This window comes from Brevundimonas vesicularis (assembly GCF_900445985.1).
GTDB classification, from domain to species: domain Bacteria; phylum Pseudomonadota; class Alphaproteobacteria; order Caulobacterales; family Caulobacteraceae; genus Brevundimonas; species Brevundimonas vesicularis_D.
In genome coordinates this window covers 813,880-834,138 of sequence record NZ_UAQP01000014.1, presented here as the reverse complement: position 1 = coordinate 834,138, position 20,259 = coordinate 813,880, and the positions used below count along the sequence as shown (strand labels likewise).

The following is a 20,259-nucleotide window of genomic DNA, read 5'->3' as shown; positions in this document are numbered from 1 at the left end:
TTCGAACTCACCAACGACGCGTGAGCTGGAGCGAAACCACCCGGCCAAGTGGGCTGGCCTGGCCCGGGTCGAAGCCCAGACCTGTCGACGCATTGTAGAAGGGCGGGTCTTGGTCCAAGAGGTTCTGGACGGCCAACTGGATTTGCAAACCGCTCTGCCGGTTTGGCGACCACGCGAAGCGGGCGTCGATTGTGTTCCAGGCGTCGATTTGTGCGCCAAGGCGGTCCTTATAGTTCGCGACGTGGTTCCAGTAGCCGCCCACCTCGAGATCGCCCTGGAACCAGGTCAGCCCGGTTCGCGCGCGCAACTCCGACGGATAACCGATGAGACCAGCGACCTTTTCGGCCGGCGCGGTCGGGGTTGTCCGGTTTTCGTAGTCCAGGATCCAGGAGGCGTTGGCGTCGAGCACAAATCGGCCGTCGCCCGCAGACCATTCATGGCGACCGGTGACATCCAAGCCGTTGACCCGAACAGCGCCTGTGTTGACCCAACGGGTGTCGACTATGGCGCCGTAGGCGGTGACTGGGAACGAAGTGGAGAAGCCGGGAACCGCAGCATACGATTCGATGAGTGCGCGGTCGGCCGGCCGTTTCACCGGATCAACAAAGGTCACGAACGGGCTCAAAGTCGGATCGATTAAGGCGCCGCTGAAGTTCGCGTTCACAGGCTGGGCGATCCGGTCTTCAAACCGGGTATCGAAGTAGTTGATGCTGAACGAAGGCCCGCCTTTCGGCCGATAGTCGAAGCCGGCGGTGAAGGTCTCGGAGGTTTCAGGTCTCAGGCCCGCGTTGCCGCCGTAAACCATGAGGATCAAGGTTTGAACCCCGCCCGCCCGGTTAAGAAAGGTTGGAGACACCCCGGGCGCATCGAACAGCTGGGACAGAGCCCCCGCGCGGAAGGAGGTCCCCCAGGACGATCGCACGACCCAGGCCTCTGCCGGCGACCAGACCAGCCCGATCTTGGGATTCGTGGTCGTCCCGAAATCGTCGTAGTCCTCAAGTCGGCCCGCTATCGACAGGTCAAGGCGACGGATCCCCGGCCTGGCGTTATCGGGACCCACAATCGGGATGCGGGTCTCTGCAAAGATCGCTGCGATCGAACGCTCGGCTGTCGGGCTTGAGAATGACAAGGGAGCTGCCGCGGACAGGAAGGTCGCGCCCCGGGTGTCGAAGGTCTCGTCGCGAACCTGTGCGCCGAGGGCGATCGATAGGTCGCCGCCCGGAAGGCGCATCATCGACCCCTGGACGAGGACGTTGGCCGAGCGCGTGCGGCTTTGATTATGGACTTCGCCATAGCCGCTGCCGATGAAATCAAGCACGGCGGAGCTGTTGATGGTCCCGCCTCCAAAGAAATTGAAATATCCATCCACCGCGGCCCGATACGCCGTGTTCGGGTCGTCTGGAATTGTGCCGAGCGCCTCGGCCAGATATCGGGTGTTGACCCGATTGCTGTTGCCGAAATCCGCGCGCTCGGTCGCCTCGGCGAAGTAGCCCTCGACCGACCAGTCCGCCGAGAGATCGAAGCGTGCTCCAAGCGTTGCGCCGAGGCTTTCGGACTGCGTATGGCTGCGTGCGGGACCGATGTCGCGGACGAAGGAATAGGCGACCTGATGGGACGCGGCGCCGATCGGTGAGACGAACCATGGATTGGCGCGCGTGACGGTGAATATCCCCGCCGACGGAGCGGTGTTCAGGTCCGTCGTGCGGTAGCTGTAGCGCACGTCGCCCGTCACCTCGAGCCGGCCGCCGAAAGACTGACTGACCCGCCCATAGGCGCTGTGGCGTTGGAATTCCGGCAGTAGGTCTACCCCCAGCAGGCCGGACTGCAGGTTGGTCTGACCGGCCGCGAAATCCGCCGGACCCTGCGCGGATCCGCTGGCATTCGGTCGGATGGCGTACTGGACCCCGAACGTCGACGTCGCCGGATTGACCGCGACGATATTGCCAGGGGCGCTGTAGAAGCCGCGATGGTCGGTGCCGCCGAAGGGACGGAGGTCACCGTCTCGTGTGTAAGGGCGGTCAGAAGTGCTGAATGCATTTCCGGTTTGATATTCGTAGGACAGATAGGCCGCGCCGGAGGACCAGCTTCGGCCAGCCAGGTGCGAGAGCTGTATCTCCTCGGCGCCGCCTTTCGCAGCGGAGGCTCGGAAACGGGACTCCTGCCCGTCGAATGCCCGGCGCATGATCACGTTGACCACCCCGGCGACCGCGTCCGCGCCATATAAGGCCGAAGCCCCGTCCAACAGCACGTCCACACGCTCCACTGCGGCGGACGGCAGGGCGGAGATGTCTGCAAACTCGGCCCGGGACCCGGTACCCGCCAGGCGACGGCCGTTGACGAGAACCAGCGTGGACGCTGCCCCGAGGCCACGCAGATTGATGCCGGTCGCGAAAACATTGTTGGATCCGCCGGCATCGGACAGAGCGGCCTGGCTGATCGGCGTAGACGTGCCCGCGTAGTTTTGCGGCAGGGAGATGAGCGCCTCAGCCACCGTGGCGGCGGCGCGGCGATCGAGGTCGTCGCGGTTCAGGGTCACAACCGGGGACGCCAGGTTCCCCGACCCCCTCAACAGGGTTCCGGTGACAACGACATCGTCAAGCGCCGTCACGGCCTCGGCGTCGGCAAGGACTTCACCACGGCGCAAGAAAATGACGCCCGGCCGTCCTTGCGACCAGACGATTCCTGATCCCGCCAGCAGCCGATCCAGCGCATCCCGTGGCGCAAATCGTCCCACCAGCCCCGGTGTCGTGCGACCCGCCACAAGATCGGCAGCGAACATGATCTGCTGATCGGACTGGGTCGCGAAAAGATTCAGTCCATCCCGCAGCGAACCCGCCGGAATGGTGAACTGGCGCGCGTCCTGGGCGCAGGCCGTCGCGCTGATGGATACGGCGCAGGCGACGATCGCGCTGCAGGACAATAGACTCAAGCGTCTCATATTCAGGGCTCCCCTCGACGCCACGTGACGTCGAAGAGGAGGTGATCGAGGCCCCGGGCGACCCCGGAGACTCGACGGATTTATTTGCCGCGTTCCGACAATCGGATCGAGCCGTTCGGCCCGGCCGACGGCTCCAGACCGAATACGCCCGAGGCCGCTGCGACAAAGGCGTCACGATCCCCCGTCTTGAACACGCCGTTGACTGGCACGGTCGCGAGATCTTTCGCTTCCAAAACAACCTTTGCGGTGAGGTACCGGTTCACCTCGGCAACCGCTTCGTTCATCGGCGTGTCTCGGAACACGATGCGCCCCTCGGTCCAACTGGTGGCCGTGGGCACATCAACCGAGCGGCTGGCTGTGCCGGCCGGGGTCACTCGCGCCTCTTGGCCCGCCGCAAGTCGTAACGGCCTTTCCGGCCCGGACAAACGGGTCACATCCACCGCGCCGCTCACCAGAGTGACGCTGACGCCGGCGCCTTGCCGCTGGACGTCGAACACCGTCCCTATGGCCGTCACGCGCGCGTCGCCCGCCGCAACAACAAATGGTCGTTGGGCGTCATGGGCCACGGAGAACATCGCCTGTCCGCGTTCAAGATCGACGAGACGCTGGCCGTCGCTGAACCTGACCCTCATCCGGGAATCTGTGTCGAGGCGAACAGACGACCCGTCCGCCAACTGTACGACCCATTGCTCGCCCACGCCGGTCGTGAAGGTGGATCGCCCCTGCCACCACGTCCATCCGCCGATCACGAGTGCCGCAGCTGCGCCGATGGCGGCCAAGCCCAGCAGTCTTCTGGTCGGTCGATCCTCTGACGTCTTGCGGAGGCGACGCGACATGGCGTCGTTGAGCGCTTCGGTAATCTCCGGCCGACCGGCGAGCTTCCGGCTTTCCGTCCAGATCAGCTCGACCCGACGATACGCGTCCGCGTTGGCCGGAGATTTCCGCCAGTCGAAAAACTCCCGGATCGTCTCTGTCGTGACGCTGCGCGCGCCGAGGCGTTCGTGCCACTCGGCCGCTTCCTGGTCCGGAGTTTCAACCCGTGCTTTCGGGTTGCCCATGATACGTCCCATTCCCTAGCGCCGAAGCTCTGCGGCGCATTGAGCCAAGGCCTTGGTCATGCGCCATTCGACGGTCTTCGGACTGATGTCCAGTTGCTCGGCGATCTGGTTGTTCGTCAAGCCGCCAAATCTGGATAACACAAAGACATCCCGGAGAGGTTGTGGCAAGGCGAGCACGATTTCCTGAATCTGCACCGCCGCGTTCTGGGTGGGCTCCAGGGCCATTGTTCCCAACGGAGCGGCGCTGTCGAGTATCTGCCGCCGCCGCCGATGCTGACGATCCCCGCTGAGACCGATGTTAAAGGCGACCTTCAACAGGAATGCCCGGGGGTGACGGATGTCAAGATCCGCCTCGATCGCTGCCACTCGTAGCCAGATTTCCTGGACCAGATCCTCAGTGTCCGAACCGAACCGACCACGCAGTCGCGCCGTCAGCCATGGGGAATAGCGACGATAGAAGGCTTCCAGTCGGGCGTGCCGGCGGGACCGGCCGCTGTTCTCGTCTCCCACGGTCTTGGCTTCCGACACGCAACCGCCTCCATCCAGATGAAGGGGCGCTGAGAGTCGCACATGGAAATACCTGCGCCCGTGAGGGGTCGTCGGACGACGTTATCGACGCGTCCGGACAGGACGGCGGACAGCTCGAAACCGTCGTCGTCATGATCAGCTAGAATGTCGCAGGGGATTCCACGCCCCTATCGGCCAAGGCCGACCCCGGAATCGTGGCTGATTTGATTTGGGTCCGCAAGACCCGGAAAGGTGGAAAGGGGCGGGCGTTGGAACCTTGCGACACAAGGCCCGGAAATTTGAGAGAGAGTCCGGCCGCTACTGGCTCGCGCCAGCCCCTGCGGCCATTGGACATGCGCCTAATAAACCGGCGCCCGCCTCCAAACCTATCGCAACGACACGAGATTTGAAACCGGACGTCCGGCAGGTTTCCGGATCACCCGAAAACTTCACACGCTGCATCCGCCTCCCGCATGCCGGCCGTGACAGCCGACAGCGTTTGGTGACCGCTGTAATCGAGATCGCCCAGATGAAGGAGCGACAGACGTCTCAGTGCAGCGGCGGCGGTCGCGATACCGACGGAGGCGATCTGCTTTTGCGCGTCATTGGGATAGAAGTAGTCCACCCGATGATCGTCCATGCGGAAGAAGCTCATCGGGGCCGCGTGGAGGTGGGCTGAGAAGTACCCGTAGAGCGCAGTGAAAACATCAGGATTCCAGCCCGCAAGGGCTGCAGACTTGCGCATGCCGCCGATGAAGATCGTTTCGCCGGACACGAGGCGCTTCTGTTGTTCACCATCGAAGCCCGCGAAAGCCGGATGTGACCGAATTTCCATAATCAGGTCCTCACGACCCGCCTTCAGGTCGGCGGTGCCTGCGCATGCGGGCCAGGCGCGAAGCAGCTTGATCCTGGAGACCGTGTCGTGAAGTCGCAGCACGGCGTACCGGAAGGCCCAGTCCTCCTCGGTCACCTGTTCGACCAGGTAGGCGTACGTCGAGAGGCATTCGATGATCATGCGCGCCAATCCCAGAATGGCGGAATGATCGAACATGTTGGAGCGGCAGACGAACCCGATCGACCGACCGTGGGCGCAGGCTTTGGCATGCACCATAGACGCCAATTCGCGGGCGCGGTCCGTCGCCGACCCAGTCAAGGCCATGGAGACATCGTTCGAAAACCCGCTGACGTGGATGAGCTCTTCCAGCGCCTCATCCACGGGCGTCACGGGCGCGGATACCCCATCGCGGGCTCCGAGGGCCCGTCGCCGCCGGCGCAGTTTCCTGTTGGGGTTCACCGGCGGGCGCCCGGCTTTGCTCGCAACCTCGTCGCAGGTCCCGCAAGGGGGGAATGGGGCGCGGGCATTGGAATCCTCCGACAAAGAGGCGCGCTGATTGAAGGGCGGCCGTATCCTAACGCCTGCCGAAGCACGCGTTCCCCGGACCGAAGACCGACCTCTATTCACGTCTACCCGCTGAGCTTCACTCTGGCAGATTCCCCGTCCCGCGAAAACGTCCAAGACAACACGCAAGCCGTGCTTTTCCTTGCCGACTGCCCGCCAATCAGAGAGACTCTGACTGATGAAGAAACCTCTGAGGTCATTGACGCCTGCGAAACGCCGGGAGCTGGACCACGCCGTGGCCATCCTGCGGGAAGAGTTCGCTGTCGCGACCTCGACGCGCAAGGCGCCGCGCCTGCGCGACGGACGCATCCTCAAGATCATCCTGTTCGGCAGCTACGCGCGCGGCGACTGGGTTCATGACCCCGTCGGCCGGTATTTTTCGGATTTTGACCTACTCGTCGTAGTCGACCATGAGGACCTGACGGATTTTGAATTCTGGGAGGACTCAGAAAAACGGCTTCTGGCTGACATCACCTCCGGCCAGATGTTGCGCACCCCGGTTAGCGTTATCGTCCACAGTCTTGATGACGTGAACTACAAGCTGGAGCACGGTCGATCATTCTTCATCGACATCGTCCGCGACGGTGTGACTCTGCTGAACACGCCCGGAGTGGACTTTGTCGAGTCTATGCCGCTCTCGCCGGAAACGGCATTGCAGGAGGCAGAAAACACCTACGAAGAAGCCACCGAGAGCGCCGACGAGTTCATCGACCTAGCTGATGTTTCACGCTCTCGCAGTTACACAAGAAAAGCGGCCTTCCTCCTGCACCAGGCTGTCGAAACCCTGTACGCCGGACTGTTGCTCGTCCTCACCGGCTATTCGCCGAAGTCCCACAAACTGACCAATCTGCGCCGGCTGACGGAGCCCCTCGTGCCTGGTCTGGCGGAGGCTTGGCCTCACGAGACGAAGCTCCAGCGGCGCAGCTTCGAGCTCCTTCGCGCCGCCTATGTGAAGGGTCGATATTCGAAGCATTTCAAGATCACCGACGAAGAGCTGGCATATCTTGTCGAACGGATCGGGATCCTGCGAGGCCTGATCGATGCGGCGTGCCAGAAACGGCTAGCCGACCTGCGTGATCAGGCCGGTCAATCCGTCTGACCAAACAGCCCACCGGGTGCGGGCATTCACCGCAATCCGGTCAACCATAAATGCCTCGCCTCCCATGCGGCGCATGCAACGCGCTGATCAACCAGACACGGGCCTGCCTATGTTCTCGTCCGTCGCAACCGGTGAGAGTTGATCCATCACGCCGTCAGCGAGCGGGTGGTGACGCCCAACGAACCGAGGGAAACCAATGACCTTGCGCGATAGCTTTCCGACGACCTCAGCGGCTTATCCGGGTCTCGCCAACTGGGATGCCGAGTTCGAGTGGAAAGGCGTGGCACCGATGGCGGTAGCTGGCTTTTTCCGGGACGCTATCGAACAAGCTCAGGGAGCCGATCGACAACCGTTCTTCGACCTGGCCGAAACCATCCGCGGCGATCTGACCGCCGAGACCCGACGCATCGGCGACGACGAGGGCGCTGTCTGGTTGGACGCCATGCGGTTCATAATTTCGATCCCCGCCATCATGACGACGGTCGCGATGGGAGCGCATGGCGATTGCTACAACTGGCTCCACTGGTCCGCCAGCCGAACCCACAACGTCAACCTGCGGGCCAACCAAGGCGACTATCGCCTGCCGCCGTATGACGGCGTCGCCACGCCAATGAATGCCGCCTGTCTTCGTAACCTGACCGACTGGATCACTGCCGCCTTCATGATCGCCAGAAAATTCGGCGGCATGGATGACTGGTGCGACCAGATCGCCGATTACTGCATCGCTCACGTCTTGGACGAGATCGTGGCCGGAGATGTCGTGCGAGGCGTTCCTGCGATCGTCACTATCGCCAACTGGGCGACCAATCGCGGGCACAAATGCGCAGAGCCCTTGGTCAGCAGCATGGCGGAAATCTACAGCCGTCCCGGCATAGACGACCGCTCCAAGGCCACGATGGCCGTGTTGTTCACGACGGCTGCCGCTCAATGGACGCCTCAAACGCATCAGGAGTGGGCCAAGGAAGCACTCCGCGACCTGCGCCATGTCCTCGTCGAACACGAGGTCGTCCAACTTTTGGCGGTCACCATCAATGACTACGAGGATTGGACCGCCGCTCGGGTCCAGATACTCGGTGAAGTCCGGAAACTTGCTGACGAGTATAGAGCGCTCGAGACCGGCCCTGCCGCAATCCTTGCCCTGGAAGCTCGCGTCGCCATTATCCACCCGTTGATTTTCAGCCTTACCGAGTTCGGGACGGTCGCGGACGTCATGGATTTGTTGTGGGCCTGGTACGGGGTCGACGGGATGGAGCAGGCCAGTGCCGATGTTCTTTACATCGGCTCGGCACACAAGAACGGCGTTGCTTATCTCTGGCCTGGCGGCCGGCATCTGATTGAAGGGGATGAAGGCGGCGAGAGCCTGGAAGGCCTCCTAGCGGGCCTATCGACTGCCCTGAATGAATATTTCCGCGGCCCAGCGGGCGACCGCGCGCTGCTTCTGGACGAGCGTATGCTCGGCGCGCCGGCTCATGACAAAGCGCCGGAGCTCACGGCAGCGATCGCGCGCCACTATCGCTTCGACGAGATGGCACCTCATCTGCCTGAAGGATGGCGCCCGCGATCGGTGGTCGTGATGCCCGCTCATCGTGACCCGGTACAGGCGACGCTTTCGAACATTCTCGGCTGGCTGGCACCCATGGAAGCGAGCCTTGCCGCTCCGCTTCAGGACAGGACCACCCGATGCGTCAGTATCTGGCCGGGCGAAACCCAGACAACGGAGGCCGAGGTGAGTTTCATCCGGGCTGTGGGTCTGCACACCGGCTGGGAGGTCAAGGTTGTCGGGGCGCCCTTGGACCAGCGTGCGTTCCAGGCATTCTATGAAGATCCAGATGCCGACCTCCTGTGGGTCATCGGACACGGCGAACAGTCACCCTTCCGGCAAAGTGAAAGCGGACTGGTGCTGGCTGACGGAACTGTGCTGACATCAGCCGAGATCGCGGCTTATGCGCGTCCTGAAACCGGCCGGCGTCTTCTGGTGCTGAATATCTGCAGCGCAACGACGACCCAGAACCGGGGCGGACTAGCTCGCATTGGCTTTGGACACGAGCTTACCACCACGGATCAGAGCGTCATCGGGCATCTCTGGCCGATTGACTACTATGCCGCGCTTGCCTTCGGCTGTTCACTGTCTCTCGATCTCGCAGAATCCTCCGTCGCCGAAGCCTTGGCCTCAACGATGGCGCGGATGCAGCAGCCCGAGCGATTGATCCGGGACTTCGAAACGGTTGATACGACGCAGGAAGCGATCAGTCGCCTTCGGAGCGAACGTGCTGCCGAGCAGATCAGCAATCTTTTGTCTTGGGGTAGCCCCGTCCTTTTGACCTAAACGGTCAGTGAAGGGGTGGGCCTCCCGACGCTCTGAACTCCCGAGGCACCAGGCCTCAGCGGCTAAGATCTTCGCCTCGCCCCTTTGCGATCTGCGCCAGTCCGTTGCCGACGGGCTCGAGTGATACTGTTTTTCCGACCTCAGTGGGCTTGCCTGGCCGGAGCCGTGCGTAATGCTCGATGCCCGATCCGTCGCGCACGACCGCCCAGGGCGAAGCCCCTGCCTCATCATGAAATCCCGTCTTCACGACCACGCCCCGCACAGGCTCCCGGCCCAGAACCCGTACATCCCTCACGCCCTCTAGCCGACGCTGATTGAGGGTGCGGATGATGTCGCGCCGCACCTGCAGTGTGCGCAGTTTCGTCTCCATCTCGCCGTCGAGCCGATACCGCCGCCCGGACCGCGTCGCGAGCCCAAGCTGTTCCAGATGTCTCAGCCGCCCCCGTGTCAGCGCCGCCCAGGCGTCGGTCGATCCGACCCCGTCATCGACCATCCCGTGCTTGTCCGTCTCGGCGATCAGCCGCCGGTCGAATCCGGTGAAGCGGTCCGCCTCCGTCTCCGTCCAGATACGTCGTTCGGCATCGACCCGTGACAGATCGCCAAGCCGCTCCTGCGCCACTTCCTGCGCCCGCGCACGGAACCCGTAGCCGATGTAGTCGCGGGGAATGACGAGATCCCGGCCATCTTCGCGGCGGCCCCGAACGAGCACATGGGCATGGGGTTGATCGGTGTCGAAATGGCAGGTCGCCACCCACTTCAGATTGGGCTCTCCGAGGTCCGCGGAGACGCGTCCCATGACCTCGCGGACATAGGATTTCATGTCGAGCCGTTCGCCGTGCTCAGGCGAGATGATGAAGCGGAAATGATGCCGGTCTTGGCTCCAGCCATCGGTCTCGACGCCGGGCTGAACACCATCGGCACTGCGATCGAAAAACTCCGGCCGCTCACCCTCGACGCCGGCGCCTTGTCGTCCGAGATAGGCCACATGTTTAGCCAGTGCGGCGGCCCGGTCGGCGCCCTTGCCCATGTGTCGAGAGACCAGCGCCTTGACGATCACCTTCTGGCGAACGTCCAGTCTGAAGGCGCGGCCTGACCGGTTCTGCGCCGCCTTGAGCACCCCTGAACGATTGCCCAAAGCGAAGGCCTTGGAACTCGCCAGACGCTTGAGCATACCGTTCTTGACGTTCATCCGCTCGGTCTTGAGGGACAGCGGCAGGCCGACGCGCACCGCGTCGGCGGCCTGGCCGGAGCCGGTAGAAACCCTGCCGTCTATCTCATCCCGGATCAGCATTTGCAGTCCTCCAGAGCATGCAACGAAGGCTCGAACGATGACAACTCAAGACAAGTCGTCAACCGCACTCCCGCACGCCGCTAACTGTCGGACAGAATAGAAGAAACCGGCGCAGCCAAAAACACCCTTTTATCTTGCCCTCCGACCCTTTTTGCAGATTGTCATCCATCGAAATCACATGCCGACACACCCTATCAACAGTCATCGTAGTTGGTGACCGGAATCGAGATACACAGGCTGCACAGGCCGTCGATCGGGTCGAGGCACCGGATGACAAACAAAAACCCGCCCGGCCGAAGCCGAGCGGGTCGTTGATTGCAGGTCCAGTCTCTCAGGCGGCCCGTGCCTTGATGGGCACATGCCGCAACCCAGACTCCATCGCCTTCTGTCCGAGGTTGAGCGCAGGTCCGAATGGCCGCTGGTCTTCCCTCATCCCCGCCAGCGAATGGACCAGGGTGAGGCAGACCTCCGGTTCAAGCGCGATGAGTTCGTCATTCGCCCTGAAGGGAGCGGCCTTGCCGTGGGTGTCGAAATCCGCCCGGGCGAGGATCAGCTTCACCCCCTTCTGCTGGGCCCATTTGATCGCGAGTTTCTCCGAACCCTTCGCTCCGGTCGTCGCCAGAGCCATGTCGGGCCACTCCTGTTTCGCCCAGTTCAGGGCGTCGAAGATCCGCCCGGCGTCCTCCGCGCTGTCGGCCGTCGGCGCGCCCCGGAAGGCGATCACCGGACCGCCCGGATCGGCCTCCCCGGATTTCCGGTTCCGGATCGCGCGGATCGCCTGTTTGGCTTCCAGCTGCGCCGCCGTCAGATGCGTGCCGCGCCGTGATCCTCGCCAGGCCGTCCAGACCTCCCCGGTCGCGACCGTCCAGGTTTCGGACGCCGCATCCCGGATGAGCTCGCAGGCCTGCGTCGCGGCATCGCCTGCTCGAGCCTTCGCCGTGGCTTCCTGGAGTTCGACGTCCGCGGCCTCCGATCCGTCGAAGTCCCGGTCGAGCGATCGCATCGTATCGCGCGCCCGGTCCGCGTCTCGCTCAATCCGTCCGGCCGCCGAATGGAAGGCGCCGATCAGGGCCTCTCCCAGGATGGTCTGGAAATCCTCCAGCGCGGTGTCAGAGATGACGTCGATCAGCTCGGTCATGAGCGCGCGCCCGAGTTGAACCAGGGCATCTTCGGTCGGAAGCAAACCTCCCTCGTCCAGGGAAGCGGACAGGTCGGCCAAGGCGGAGGATGAAGTGTTGAAACGGGTCATTGGAACATTCCTTGAGAATGTCGAGCGCCCCATGCGCAACGACCCCGGTTTTGGCCATATCGGGGTCCCCGGCAGTCACCGGAGCGGAGGGCCGCTTGCCCTCCGTGGAGGGGATAAGGCGAAGCCGTTGACTTCCGGGGTGATATGACAAAATCGGAGGGCGTTGTGTGGGGGCAAGTCGTCGTCGCCCTTGGCGACGACGACACCATTCGGCGCCGTCGCGCCGATGCGGACGAACGGGCATCGATCTTCGTTCGAAATGTCGGCGGCGAGCCGCCGACGGGGGGCAAGCTGGAAGACGTTCCCGGGATCCACCGCAGGTCAGATTTCGATCAGCAAGCCTTATTCAGAGAAATTCTCCGAGACCGGGAAACGGATCGGAAGGCGTCTCTGGCCAGTGATTGGTGACGAACCTTAACGGCCCGGCGCTGGTGGCGTAGACGAAGCGCGCGGCTTGGGCGACGATTTTGCGGTTGAGAGCGGGAACCGCAGCGTACCCCCTGAACGCCTCCTCAAGCAGGTCCATGTAGTCCGCCGAGTTGGTCCAAGCGAGCAGGCGGCTCGGCCCGACAGGCAACACGACATAGGCGTCCGATCGGCCAAAGCCGTTGTAGGTCACCAAGGGCCGGTCGCAGGTCAAAAGCTGATGACGGGGCGAAACCAAGGTGATGAGGCGACGGGTCATGCCGTTCAAATGCGCCCCGAGTTTGGGTAGGTCGCTGAGCTTCGGTATGAGATGCCCGCCCAGTATCTGCGCAGACGGCCCGTCAAAGGCGGCCCGATACTCATCGAATGACGGATCGTCCACTCCACGCCGTTCCTCGTAAAGGTCCCGGCTCTGGGAGATCACCTCGGTGTAGGTCCGCTGCGCCAATGCCTGGAGCTCGGCGACGCGAATGGGGTCCCGTTGCAACAGCGACATGACGAACCTCGACAGACCGTCATTGTGGCGCTTGTTCAGAACAACCGGACCGGGGAGTTCCAGAAGATCGAAGACGTCCGAGGCATCCTGATCGACTCGTCGAAAGAAGACCGTCTCGATGTAGTCGCGACGATCATCAGGCAGTGCGGGCACCGAGTAGAGGTTCTCTACGTAGCCAGTCTGGACAGGAAATTTCGGGCGAGCGATCACTTGCCTATGCGGACGCTGGAACTCCCACAGTTTCCGGTCGGTCCCCGCCCAGCGCTTCAGATAGAACTGCGGCACATAATGGTGACGCCAAGTTTCTGATTGTGAAGGCGCCGCAGGCATTCCTCGTCTTAACCCGGCAACCCGATGACGCAATGTCCTGGGTAAGCAACGCGAACGGGTTCTGCGCTGCGCTGGTCCTTGATCTGTCCAGCCCGTCGGTCGCCACCCGCTGAGGAAGGTCTCCATCGCCACCTGAACGGGACCGCTGATGTCAGACTTTCCGGCTTCCACGTCGATGACACGCGCCGCCATTTTCTCGGGCGTTCCAGCGAGACGCAAGGCGCGCGCGATCGTCAGCGGATCCCACCCAAGGATCTGACGGGCGACTTTCAACTCAGCGGCCGGAGCTTCCATCGGGACCTCGTGCGGCCAGAGGCCGAACAGCGAGCGCTCGATTTGGCGGCCGGACAAAAGACAAACGGCGGCCTCGTCGAGGCCGCCGTTCAGATCCTCATGTCTCAAGATTCCAGCAAGGGCGTGGAGGATCTCAGTTAACCGGCGCCAGCCGATCCAGTGTGCGGGGAGTGTCCGCCGCCGGTCGATAGGCGACGGCGGCATGTGAGGCACAGAAGGCGCCACGCGTGACCGGCTGACCGCACAGACTGAAGTCAGCGGCTCCGGGCTCACCGAAAGGCCAACGGCACTGGCAGCGCCGCACCGTGAGGACTGTAGCCAGGCCATGCTCAGTCGCGACGACGGGGCGAGCGTCGATCGGCCGGTCCGCCAGGGACCTGGTCGGCGCGAGGCGGGATGGCTTCGGACCGGCCTCGGGGCGTTTGGGCGGGCGGCCAGAACGGCCCGCCGACAGACCCATGCGATGGACCTTGCCGAGCACGGCGCTGCGCGTGATGCCATTGGCGAGATCGCGGGCGATCTGTTCGGCGGTCTGGCCCGCGAGCCAGAGTGTCTTCAGACGACCGATGCGGTCATCGGTCCAGGCAGAGGCGGTCATGGGAAGCTCCGAGGCTGACGAGCCCGATCGGCTCGCCTCGCGCCGCCCTGCCTTTTCCTCCCGCCACAAAAGGAAAGCGGCCCGACGCTCGCGCATCGGACCGCCCTCATTTCCCGCCCCTAGAACGGCATATCGTCGTTCAGGTCGTAGCCGCTGGCCGGCTCCTGGACCTGGCGGCCTGAGCCGCCCTCGTCCTCGACGGCGGGCTCAGAGGCTTCGCGCCGGTTCTTCAGGCGGATATCCCCGACGATCACTCGCATGTCGTAGTGTTCGACACCGTCCTTGCCGGTCCAGGTGTCGTTCTCGACATGACCCTGGATTACGACGCGGCTGCCTTTGCGGGCGAACGGGCCGATGTATTTCTCGGCCGTCGCCTCGTTGAAGCAGATGCAGTTGAAGCCGGTGGTCCGTTCGCCGGGCGTGCCGTCGGCTTTGCGGAAGCGGGTGGTCTCGAGCACGCGGAAGCTTGCCCTCTTCTTGCCGGAGCCTTGGGCGGCCAGGACGGACGGGTTGGCTGTCAGATAGCCTTCGATGATCACGGTTTGCATGGTCAGTCTCCTTGGAATTGAGTGTTGATAAGGGTTCAGGCGGCGGCGCGGTCGGCGCTGCTGTTTTGGGTGTCGCGGTCCTCGGCCCAGTCGAGGACGGTGAGCCGGTTGATGACCAGTTCCTTGGCCGTCCGCTCGGTCCCGTTCTTGGCGGCGTAGGCGGTATCGATGAAGGCTCCGATGACCACGGCCTCACAACCCTGCACGAGGCCCCGGGCGATGACCTTCTCGTTGAGGCCCTTGGACCAGCTGACGCAGTTGACGCCGACCAGCCGATCCTTGCCGGCATTATCGACACCGCGGCTTTCCAGCAGGCGAAACACAGCCTTGCCGAAGTCGTCGGTGATCTGGGGGTCGGCCGCCAATCGGCCGGTGAACATCACGTTTTGCATGTCAGTCTCCTTGGTATTCGAAGCCGTCGGGGAGCCGATCTCCCCAATCCCGCTTCACCCGGAAACTCCCTTCCTCCCGCCCTCCTCCGGCAGGGCCTCCGCCCGGCCGGGCCTCGTCAGCTCACGACTGATGCCGATGCCAAGCACACCGTGCTAGATTGGACGCCGCACCTACATCGGCAGGACCAGAGGAGAGACGCATGGATTCTGAGACGCTCTCGGCGAAGGACACCCGCGACCTGGAACGGATGACCAATGCCATCGTCGAAGTCTGCGTGCGCAACACCGGTCTGGAGGATCTACACGCAGGACGATTCCCGGTGTCTCGCACCGGCGACTTCAGCGACGTCACCGTGCGGACGCCAGACGGCGACATTCCCTGGACCGAACTCAGCCGGATCTCCGATCCCGAAATGAGGGCGCTGATGATCGAGGTCGTCGATCGGGTGTTCACCTACATGCGCTACCCCGAGGCGTTCGCCGCTTTCCCGGGCGGGCGGACCTGGAACCGGCCCAAGCTGGACGAAAACCTGATGAAGACGGTGCGTCGCCGGCAGGGCCAGCGCGCCGAAGAGGCTTCAGGCTCGAGCTAGTTCTGCGCCGGAGCGCCAGCGAGCCACTGCCGAAAGGCAGTGGCGTCGGCCGCCGACCCGAAATGATAGTTGTCGCCACTGACGTAGAACCAGCCGGAGCCGGCCCTGGCCTCACGCCAGGCGACCATCCGGAGGGATCTCCCGCCCCCCCCCCGGTTCGCCAAGCTCAGATGCGAGATCGGTGCCTTGGCGCGAGCCCATTCCATTGGCGTCAGTCTGTTCATCGCCGAGGCCAAGACGACTGTTCGGCAGCCCTGTCGATCAGACAGCGCCGGTTCTCTACATGATCCTGTCAGGCCGCGGCCCCGTCCAGGACCGCGCCGACGGGATGGCGACGCAACACCGCCTCGATGACCTTCGGCTGATCCACCGGAGCGAACACCCGAGGGGTGAAGGCGATGATCTCCACGAAGCAGCCCAGTGCGACCAGAGCGTCGCGATCCGTCCGCCCGCCGACGACCTCTATGCGCCAGCGGTCCATGACGCGGGACCGCTTCAGCCACAGCCCACCCTCAAGCGACAGCTGGATGTTGCGGTCCAGGATCGTGGCAGCGGTTCTCGCGCCGTCCGCCCAGACTTCGGCGACGTCGGTCAGGCCCAGGCTCGTCTTAAGAGTTCGAGCTTGAACCTGGTCCAGAACTCGCCCCAGCCAGCGGCGTCCGTCTGGCGCCCGGACCCGGCGAACCGAGCAACCCCGCGCCGGCAACCGGCCCCAGATCGGCAAGAGCAATCCCGTGACAAGCGTCAGTTCGCGCGTCCGCCAGGGGTCGGTCCCGGCGACCTCTTCGTCCCAGACACGCCTCCAGGTCGAGACCTCCGCCGGCTTCCACGCTGACTCCTCGAACGTCTTCTCGGCCATCGTCTGGCGATCGTCGGGCCGAAGCAGCCGCACGGCGGTGATCAGGCGGTTCTCGTCCGTCGAGGTGGTCAAGCCGAGTTCCGCAATCGCGGCACGGCCCGACTTCTCGTTGACGACCAGCTGGTGGGCGACATCCTCCGCCCAGGTCAGGGCGTCATCCGCGACGAGGATCTCGCGCCGTACCTTGAGCGAGAAGGTCACCAGGGCCGTCTCGGCGCCGGTCGAGACATCGGTCCGGATCACTTCCTGATCCGTGACCTCCAGTTCCTCGGCCTCGATGTCCTCCAGCCCCCGGTCCAGTTCACCCGAGGCGGCGGCTCGCTCGAGGATGCCGGACAGGATCCGGTCGAAGTCCGCGAACAAGGCGTTCTGGTCGGCGATGCGCAGCGCCAGAAGTCGGTTCAGGAAGGTATGGATTGGCGGCAGATCGTCGGAGGGTTTGAGGCCGCCGTCGTCGTCGAGCAGCTTCAAGCTCGTCTTGGCCACGAAGGTCTCGAGCGTCATCGAGTCCAGTTCCCCGAAGGTCAGCGCACCATAGAAGACCAGCAGGGCCCGGCGGGCCCAGGGGCTCTCCAGATTGTCCTCGGCGCGGAACAGGCCGGCTCCGGCGGTGCGCCGTTCGCCGCGCGTGAGCGCGCCCAGGGAGTCCAGCCGGCGCGCAATCGTCGAGGTGAACCGCTTCTCGCCCTGGATGTCGGTGGTGACGGGCCGGAACAGGGGCGCGGAGGCCTGATGCGTCCGGTGGGAGCGGCCGAGCCCCTGGATGGCGGCGTCGGCCCGCCATCCAGGCTCGACGAGATAGTGGATCCTCCGTTGCTGGTTCCCCGCCGACAGATCGGCATGGTAGCTGCGCCCCGTTCCCCCGGCGTCCGAGAAGATCAGCACCCGTTTGCGTGCGCTCATGAAGGCATCGGTCTCAGCGCGCGCCGCCGAGGCTCCGCGCCGCTCCACAACACGACGACCGTCGCGCACCACGACCCGGCGCGACCGGCCGGTGATCTCGGCGACCGCGTCGGTCCCGAAGGCGTCCAGCAGGGCGTCGAGCACGCCCGGCACCGCGGGCAGAAACGCCATCTGCTCGATCAGGGCCTCGCGTCGGGCCAACGCCTCCTGACTGAGGGCGGGACGACCGTCGTCCATGACCGGGACCATGGTGACATTGCCGTCGTCGTCCTCGACCGCCTCCACCAGATGGACAGGGAAGGCCTCGCGCAGATAGTCGAGGACATACTCTCGCGGCGTCAGGTCGATGGTGAGGTTGTTCCATTCCTCGGGCGGGATCGAGGACAGCCGCCGCTCCATCACCGCTTCATTGGTCGAGACGATCTGGACCACGGCCGATCGCTCCGAAGCGAGGTCGCCGCGGATCGACGCAATCAGGCTCGGCGCCTTGAGCCCGGCCAGCAGGTGACCGAAGAAGCGCAGCTTGGCGCCTTCGAAGGCGGAGTGGACCGCAGACGCGGCCTGGCCGCTCTTCGCCTTGCCGTCCTCGTCGTTGAGGCCGGTGGCCTTGAGCGCCTCGGCGAGGTTGGCGTGGATCAGTTGGAAGGCGTCGGCCCAGGCGTCCCAGATCCCGATGTCGTCCGGCGTCAGCGGATGGACCAGCGGGTCGTACTCGACTCCCTCGAAGGACAGCGAACGTGCCACATACAGCCCCAGCGCCTTGAGCTCGCGCGCCACCAGTTCCATGGCAGCGACCCCGCCGCGGTCCATGGCGTCGAGGAAGTCGGCGCGGGTCATGAAGGGCGCTTCCGGCCCGCCCCACAGGCCTAGACGGGCGGCATAGGCGAGGTTCTCCGCCGTCGTCGCGCCGGTCGCCGAGACATAGAGGATGCGGGCGTTCGGCAGCCGGTTCTGCAGGGCAAGACCCGCCATGCCCTGCAGCGAGGCCTTCTTGGTCCCACGCGCGCCCTTGCCGCCCCTGGCGGCGTTGGCCATGGCGTGGGCCTCGTCAAAGGCGATGACCCCGTCGAAGTCCTCGCCCAGCCAGGCGACGACCTGGTCGAGGCGGGACGCGCGACCGCCCCGCGCCGGCTGGCGCAAGGTCGCATAGGTGGTGAACAGGATGCCGCGATCGAGTCTGACGCCGTCGCCCTGCTTCCAGCTCGACAGCGGCACGATGTCGTGGGCGCCGCCGCCGATGGCGCCCCAGTCGCGCCGGGCGTCCTCCAGCAGGGCGTCATTGCGGGAGAGCCAGACCGCGCGCACGCGCCCCTGGCTCATGTTGTCTGCGACGATGGCGGCGATCTGACGCCCCTTGCCGCAGCCGGTGCCGTCGCCGAGGAAAAAACCCCGACGGAAAGTGAACGCGTCGCTTTGATCATCGCGCACGAGTGCCACCTCATGCGGTGCTTCGCCGAGGCGGAACCGGCCGGGCAGGAAGGCCGAATGGGCCTCGCCGGCGTAGATAACCGTCTCCGTCTGGGCGTCGGAGATCCGGCCCTCGTCACGAACGGCTGGCGGCAACACCGGTCGGTACGTCGGCCCGGGTGGCGCAACGGAGGCCATCGGGCCCGACTCCACCAGGGGGGACGGATGCGGCCGGGGATCAGGCAGAACGATCCTCGTCAGGGCATGCGCCTGATAGAGGCCAACGTCCCGGCCCTCTCCGGCCCAAGGCCGCGCCTCATAGGCAAGGGGTGTTGCACCGGCCAAGAAGGCCAGTCGGCCTGCGGGAAGGGCGAGACCCCGCTCGCGCGGCGCGAGGAAGGCGGCGGCGTCCAGCGTCAACCGCACGCGAGGGCGGGCTGTGCCGCGATCCGGAAGGCCCGCGAGGATCCGGGCGGTCGCCTCAAGATCTTCGGGCTGGTGAAGAAGGCCGTCCCAGACGGCTATCCCGCCGCGATCCATAACCAGCAGGCCGGTCTCGACCGAGGTGCCGTGTTTGGCGAAGGCGCGCGCGGGAAACGCCACGGCGGCCACCATGACGCCGTGGCCTTCGAGCACCCGCCTCAGATCGGTTTCGGCAAGGGCGGTAAGGGGCACGATCGCCGCCATCCGGCCGCCGTCCGCCAGAACCTTGAGCGACGCGATAAGATGGGCCTGAAGATCCGAGAACGGCGGGTTGCAGACCACGACGTCAAACGACCCGGCGTCCTCGAGGAGGTCGGGTAGATGGCGGCCATCGTGCCGCCGGCGTGTGGCCTTGGCGAACAGCCCGTCGAGGAGCGCCGCGCGCGTGGGCGCAAGCTCGTTCAACGTCAGGCTCGCCCCGCACGCTTCGGCCACCACGGCCAGCAATCCGGTCCCCGCAGACGGCTCGAGGACACGGTCCTCCGGTCGAACCTGCGCGGCCAGCACCGCGAGAGCGGCGAGTTGGGGCGGGGTGGAGAATTGGTCCAGCGCGACCTGTTCCTCGCTGCGCCGGCTGTGGGTCAGGCCAAGCGCTGAGACCCCGGCGAGCAGAGCGGCGATCTCGGCCGGGGCGTCCTCGAGCCGGGCAATCTGCGGCGCGAGGCGGCGGATCTGAAGCACCGTCGCGGCCTCGATAGCGTCATAGGCGTCACGCCAGGTCCAGCCCCCCTGGGCGTCGGACACCCCGAACGCGGTGGTCATGACGTCGGCCACCAGACGTCGATCCAGCGCGCGCGAGCGGGCCAGATGAATGGCCAATGCACGGGCGGCGGCCAGGATGTTGGTGGGGAGATTCCCGACGGCGACGTCGGCGAACAGCGACAGGTTGCGGGTGGTCGACATTGGGAAGGCTCCGATCGCCTGGAGCGGAGGGCTCCTCCCTCTCGGTCCTCCAGGCTCGCTTCGCCCCGCCCTCCCTTCGTCTCCCCGACAGTCGCATCGACGCGTACGACGACAGAGAAACACCGCCCCGGCAGGTCGCCGGGGCAGTATTTCCGTGTGC

14 protein-coding genes are annotated in these 20,259 nt (G+C 64.7%); 3 read left to right on the top strand and 11 right to left on the bottom strand.

Annotation, left to right across the window (positions count from 1 at the left end; all coding sequences use genetic code 11):
- Window positions 1-7: 7 nt before the first annotated feature.
- The 4 genes from DT343_RS13105 to DT343_RS13090 all read right to left on the bottom strand — a co-directional run bounded on the left by DT343_RS13105 (window position 8) and on the right by DT343_RS13090 (window position 5,728).
- Window positions 8-2,938, bottom strand: coding sequence for a TonB-dependent receptor (locus tag DT343_RS13105; RefSeq protein ID WP_112863210.1), 2,931 nt, complete (start codon window positions 2,936-2,938; stop codon window positions 8-10).
- 80 nt (window positions 2,939-3,018) lie between these two features.
- Window positions 3,019-3,996: a FecR family protein gene (locus DT343_RS13100; protein WP_181669197.1), complete on the bottom strand. Its 978-nt coding sequence runs from the start codon at window positions 3,994-3,996 to the stop codon at window positions 3,019-3,021.
- A 15-nt stretch (window positions 3,997-4,011) separates the two neighbouring features.
- Window positions 4,012-4,524, bottom strand: coding sequence for an RNA polymerase sigma factor (locus DT343_RS13095; protein WP_181669196.1), 513 nt, complete (start codon window positions 4,522-4,524; stop codon window positions 4,012-4,014).
- Window positions 4,525-4,939: 415 nt separating this feature from the next.
- The gene (locus DT343_RS13090) at window positions 4,940-5,728 is read right to left on the bottom strand and encodes a DUF5677 domain-containing protein (protein ID WP_146756753.1); all 789 of its coding nucleotides are present in this window, start codon (window positions 5,726-5,728) and stop codon (window positions 4,940-4,942) included.
- Between the two features lie 352 nt (window positions 5,729-6,080).
- Here DT343_RS13090 and DT343_RS13085 point away from each other — a divergent pair, with 352 nt between their 5' ends.
- Both DT343_RS13085 and DT343_RS13080 read left to right on the top strand, forming a co-directional pair.
- Window positions 6,081-7,001, top strand: coding sequence for a HEPN domain-containing protein (locus DT343_RS13085; RefSeq protein WP_112863206.1), 921 nt, complete (start codon window positions 6,081-6,083; stop codon window positions 6,999-7,001).
- Between the two features lie 196 nt (window positions 7,002-7,197).
- The gene (locus tag DT343_RS13080; RefSeq protein WP_112863205.1) at window positions 7,198-9,327 is read left to right on the top strand and encodes a CHAT domain-containing protein; all 2,130 of its coding nucleotides are present in this window, start codon (window positions 7,198-7,200) and stop codon (window positions 9,325-9,327) included.
- Window positions 9,328-9,382: 55 nt separating this feature from the next.
- Here the strand turns inward: DT343_RS13080 and DT343_RS13075 are convergent, their stop codons facing one another.
- The 6 genes from DT343_RS13075 to DT343_RS13050 all read right to left on the bottom strand — a co-directional run bounded on the left by DT343_RS13075 (window position 9,383) and on the right by DT343_RS13050 (window position 14,951).
- Window positions 9,383-10,618, bottom strand: coding sequence for a DUF3363 domain-containing protein (locus tag DT343_RS13075; RefSeq protein WP_112863204.1), 1,236 nt, complete (start codon window positions 10,616-10,618; stop codon window positions 9,383-9,385).
- A 331-nt stretch (window positions 10,619-10,949) separates the two neighbouring features.
- A complete protein-coding gene (locus DT343_RS13070) occupies window positions 10,950-11,867 on the bottom strand; it encodes a DUF2493 domain-containing protein (RefSeq protein ID WP_112863203.1) in 918 nt (305 codons plus the stop codon).
- Window positions 11,868-12,213: 346 nt separating this feature from the next.
- Window positions 12,214-13,521, bottom strand: a complete 1,308-nt coding sequence (locus DT343_RS13065) for a DUF4238 domain-containing protein (RefSeq protein ID WP_181669195.1) — start codon at window positions 13,519-13,521, stop codon at window positions 12,214-12,216.
- A gap of 25 nt (window positions 13,522-13,546) precedes the next feature.
- A complete protein-coding gene (locus tag DT343_RS13060; RefSeq protein WP_181669194.1) occupies window positions 13,547-14,011 on the bottom strand; it encodes a GcrA family cell cycle regulator in 465 nt (154 codons plus the stop codon).
- 119 nt (window positions 14,012-14,130) lie between these two features.
- Complete coding sequence (locus tag DT343_RS13055) at window positions 14,131-14,559, bottom strand: single-stranded DNA-binding protein (RefSeq protein WP_112863200.1); 429 nt, start codon at window positions 14,557-14,559, stop codon at window positions 14,131-14,133.
- Window positions 14,560-14,594: 35 nt separating this feature from the next.
- Window positions 14,595-14,951: a single-stranded DNA-binding protein gene (locus tag DT343_RS13050; RefSeq protein ID WP_112863199.1), complete on the bottom strand. Its 357-nt coding sequence runs from the start codon at window positions 14,949-14,951 to the stop codon at window positions 14,595-14,597.
- 200 nt (window positions 14,952-15,151) lie between these two features.
- Between DT343_RS13050 and DT343_RS13045 the strand changes: the two genes are divergently transcribed.
- Window positions 15,152-15,544, top strand: coding sequence for a hypothetical protein (locus DT343_RS13045; protein ID WP_112863198.1), 393 nt, complete (start codon window positions 15,152-15,154; stop codon window positions 15,542-15,544).
- A gap of 292 nt (window positions 15,545-15,836) precedes the next feature.
- Here DT343_RS13045 and DT343_RS13035 read toward each other — a convergent pair whose 3' ends face one another.
- Window positions 15,837-20,099, bottom strand: a complete 4,263-nt coding sequence (locus tag DT343_RS13035; RefSeq protein WP_112863197.1) for a bifunctional class I SAM-dependent methyltransferase/DEAD/DEAH box helicase — start codon at window positions 20,097-20,099, stop codon at window positions 15,837-15,839.
- Between the last annotated feature and the right edge of the window lie 160 nt (window positions 20,100-20,259).

Excerpts from the sequence above, each read along its gene's own strand:
- DT343_RS13080 (WP_112863205.1), top strand. The coding sequence starts at position 7,198 with ATGACCTTGCGCGATAGCTTTCCGACGACCTCAGCGGCTTATCCGGGT.
- DT343_RS13050 (WP_112863199.1), bottom strand. The coding sequence starts at position 14,951 with ATGCAAAACGTGATGTTCACCGGCCGATTGGCGGCCGACCCCCAGATC.
- DT343_RS13055 (WP_112863200.1), bottom strand. The coding sequence starts at position 14,559 with ATGCAAACCGTGATCATCGAAGGCTATCTGACAGCCAACCCGTCCGTC.
- DT343_RS13100 (WP_181669197.1), bottom strand. The coding sequence starts at position 3,996 with ATGGGCAACCCGAAAGCACGGGTTGAAACTCCGGACCAGGAAGCGGCC.
- DT343_RS13070 (WP_112863203.1), bottom strand. The coding sequence starts at position 11,867 with ATGACCCGTTTCAACACTTCATCCTCCGCCTTGGCCGACCTGTCCGCT.
- DT343_RS13060 (WP_181669194.1), bottom strand. The coding sequence starts at position 14,011 with ATGACCGCCTCTGCCTGGACCGATGACCGCATCGGTCGTCTGAAGACA.
- DT343_RS13035 (WP_112863197.1), bottom strand. The coding sequence starts at position 20,099 with ATGTCGACCACCCGCAACCTGTCGCTGTTCGCCGACGTCGCCGTCGGG.
- DT343_RS13105 (WP_112863210.1), bottom strand. The coding sequence starts at position 2,938 with ATGAGACGCTTGAGTCTATTGTCCTGCAGCGCGATCGTCGCCTGCGCC.
- DT343_RS13085 (WP_112863206.1), top strand. The coding sequence starts at position 6,081 with ATGAAGAAACCTCTGAGGTCATTGACGCCTGCGAAACGCCGGGAGCTG.
- DT343_RS13075 (WP_112863204.1), bottom strand. The coding sequence starts at position 10,618 with ATGCTGATCCGGGATGAGATAGACGGCAGGGTTTCTACCGGCTCCGGC.
- DT343_RS13045 (WP_112863198.1), top strand. The coding sequence starts at position 15,152 with ATGGATTCTGAGACGCTCTCGGCGAAGGACACCCGCGACCTGGAACGG.